We start from the raw sequence: 2,845 nt of genomic DNA, 5'->3' as shown, positions 1-2,845 counted from the left end.
CCGCGCCCGACACTGAGCAAACTGCAGAGGAAGAACAACAATGAAAAAATCGCTTTGCCTGATCACCACGTTAGCCGGCATCAGTGGCCCCCTGTTAAGCTTGCCGGTGCAAGCCAGCACGCTGGCAGATGCCGTTGCTGAGTGCCGGCAGCAGCAAAATGCCCTGAAACGTCTGGTATGTTACGATGAAATTGAGCTTAGCGCCAAAACATTACCCGCCACCAATAACGCCGTGCAAGCTCACAGTCAGGCGCCGGTTCGCCCTGCGCCAGTCAGTAATGACCCGGCAACAGCCAGGGCTGCCCCGACTGACCCTGATTTTGGATTAGAGCATAAAAAACCGGTCGAGAAAGAGGCTGATCAGTTGTATCTGACTGTCAGCAAAATCAGCTACAGTCCACGTAAAGAGCTGATTGTCGAGTTTGATAATGGCCAAATCTGGCGGCAGAATGACAGCAGCTATTACGCCATTGAAGTGGGCGAACAGCATTATATCAAACGTGGACTTTTTAATTCTTTTATCCTTGGCAATGATGATAACAACCGGACCATCAAGGTTCGCCGGATAGAGTAATATGCAGGATGCGAAGTCAGACTGGTTTGATTGTGGGGTGAACCTGTTCAGTCTCCAGTTTGCCGGAATTGAGCAGCAGATCTGGCAACGGGCACAGCAGGCCGGGGTCAGCAATTTGCTGCTTATTGGTTCTGATATTACTGAAAGCAGACAGAATCAGCAGTTCTGCCTTAACCATCCGGGGTGTTTCACCACCGCCGGTGTTCATCCGCATCAGGCTGCTGGGGTTGCTGCCGATTGGCTGGATAGCCTGAGCCAGCTGCTGACATTACCCACCGTTGTTGCGGTGGGCGAATGTGGCCTTGATTTTAACCGTGATTTTTCCCCCAGACCGGTGCAGCAACATATCTTTGCCAGTCAGCTGCAACTGGCAAAGCAATGGCAGAAACCGGTCTATTTGCACGAACGTGATGCTTTTGCCACCCAGCTGGCTATGCTAACGGAGCAGCAGATTAATCACGGGGTCGCCCACTGTTTTACCGGTGATACCGGCCAACTTGCAGCCTATCTGGATTTGGGGCTTTATATTGGCATCACCGGCTGGATTTGTGATGAGCGTCGTGGCCAGAGTTTACAGCAGGCTATCCGGTATTTACCCCTGGACCGGATCCTGCTCGAGACCGATGCGCCTTACTTGCTCCCCCGTACCATTAAACCGCGCCCCAAATATAATGAACCGGCGTTACTGCCCGCAATTGGCGCAGAAATTTGCCGGCTGAAACAAATCGATAGCGAGCAACTGGCAGCCGCTTGCACCGCCAATGCCCGCCGGCTGTTCTGTTTGACAGGTAAGATGGCATGACGAATCTTCTCTGGCTACTGGCAGGCGTTTTAGCGGGTGCAGCCTTAACAGCAGCAGCGATGAGCTGGCGTTGGCGCCGCTGGCAACGTCAGCATACCGAGCAGCTGGAAACCAGAATACAGACTCATAATCTGGAGCTGCAGATTGCGTTGGATGAATTGGCTGAAAAAAACCGCTTGCTGGAACAACAAAATATGCTGGATACCTTAAGCGGCATTTTTAACCGTGCCTGTTTTGATAAGCGTCTGAGCAATGAGCTCAAGCGCAGCCGACGGGAAAAAACGACACTGGGTCTGGTATTAATCGATATTGATCATTTCAAAAAAATTAATGATAAACATGGCCATCTGGCTGGCGATGCGGCTATTGCACAAATCGCTGCTATGCTTGCAGCCAGTTTAAAACGTAGCAGCGATGCGGCATTTCGCTACGGTGGCGAGGAATTTGCGCTGCTCTTGCCCGGCACTGAGCTGGCTGGCTGTATCGAGCTGGCAGAGCACGTGCGACAGAAAATCAGTACCACCCCCATTCAGCTTGGCCAGTTGTCTCTGTCAGTAACGCTAAGTGCGGGCTGTTACGCCGCGGTTGCCGACGGTAACACCAGCAGTAATGACTACATAGCGGCAGCTGACAGTGCGCTTTATCAGGCAAAAAGCCAGGGGCGTAACCGCACTGCCAGTGTCATCTCTACCATTCAGGAATCTGCCCATGAAAGCTAACCGTTATTTCCCGGCCAGCCGGCCCCGTCGCCTGCGTGAACATGATTTCAGCCGCCGACTGATGGCGGAACATCAGCTAACCGTCAACGACTTAATATATCCGATGTTTATTATTGACGGTGACAATCAGCGGCAGACAATAGCCTCCATGCCCGGTATTGAGCGACTGAGTCTGGACTTACTGCTGGCAGAAGCAAAGGAGTTGGTTGCACTGGGGATCCCCGCTGTTGCCCTGTTCCCGGTAACGCCCGCCGCAGCTAAGTCGCTTGAGGCGGAAGAAGCGTGGAACCCTGAAGGACTGGCCCAGCGTGCCGTCCGTTTGCTGAAACAACACGTCCCTGAGCTGGGCATTATTACCGATGTGGCGCTCGACCCTTTTACTACCCATGGCCAGGATGGGATTATTGATGAGCATGGCTATGTTCAGAATGATATCACAACGGCTGCGCTGGTTAAGCAGGCGCTGTCGCACGCCGAAGCGGGTGCTGATATTGTGGCACCATCAGACATGATGGACGGCCGGATTGGTGCGATCCGGGAAGCTCTGGAGCAAGCCGGCTTTGTTAATACCCGCATTCTGGCCTACTCCGCTAAATATGCGTCCAGCTATTATGGCCCGTTTCGCGATGCAGTAGGCTCTGCCGGCAATTTAAAAGGTGGTAATAAAAAGAATTATCAGATGGATCCGGCTAACAGTAATGAAGCGCTGCATGAAGTGGCGATGGATCTGGAAGAAGGCGCCGATATGAT

Annotated in this window: 4 protein-coding genes; all 4 read left to right on the top strand. The window is 52.7% G+C overall.

What is annotated here, in order from left to right; genetic code table 11:
* The first annotated feature begins 40 nt into the window (after positions 1 to 40).
* The gene (locus R3177_RS14290; protein ID WP_318971679.1) at positions 41 to 574 is read left to right on the top strand and encodes a hypothetical protein; all 534 of its coding nucleotides are present in this window, start codon (positions 41 to 43) and stop codon (positions 572 to 574) included.
* A gap of 1 nt (position 575) precedes the next feature.
* Positions 576 to 1,376 (top strand): TatD family hydrolase, encoded by an 801-nt coding sequence (locus R3177_RS14285; RefSeq protein WP_318971678.1) that lies wholly within the window; start codon positions 576 to 578, stop codon positions 1,374 to 1,376.
* Entirely contained in the window at positions 1,373 to 2,095 is a 723-nt protein-coding gene (locus R3177_RS14280; protein ID WP_318971677.1) for a GGDEF domain-containing protein, read from the top strand. Before R3177_RS14285 ends, R3177_RS14280 begins: the two co-directional genes overlap by 4 nt.
* A partial coding sequence (hemB, locus tag R3177_RS14275) for a porphobilinogen synthase (RefSeq protein WP_318971676.1) occupies positions 2,085 to 2,845 on the top strand: 761 nt, incomplete at its 3' end. The genes R3177_RS14280 and hemB, both read left to right, overlap by 11 nt.

This window comes from Arsukibacterium sp. (genome assembly GCF_033722355.1).
Lineage (GTDB): Bacteria > Pseudomonadota > Gammaproteobacteria > Enterobacterales > Alteromonadaceae > Alishewanella.
Note: the sequence above shows the minus strand (reverse complement) of the source record. Positions and strands in the feature narration are given on the sequence as shown.

What these genes read in the sequence shown, in the direction of transcription:
- R3177_RS14290 (WP_318971679.1), top strand. Translation starts at nt 41, where the DNA reads ATGAAAAAATCGCTTTGCCTGATCACCACGTTAGCCGGCATCAGTGGC.
- R3177_RS14285 (WP_318971678.1), top strand. Translation starts at nt 576, where the DNA reads ATGCAGGATGCGAAGTCAGACTGGTTTGATTGTGGGGTGAACCTGTTC.
- R3177_RS14280 (WP_318971677.1), top strand. Translation starts at nt 1,373, where the DNA reads ATGACGAATCTTCTCTGGCTACTGGCAGGCGTTTTAGCGGGTGCAGCC.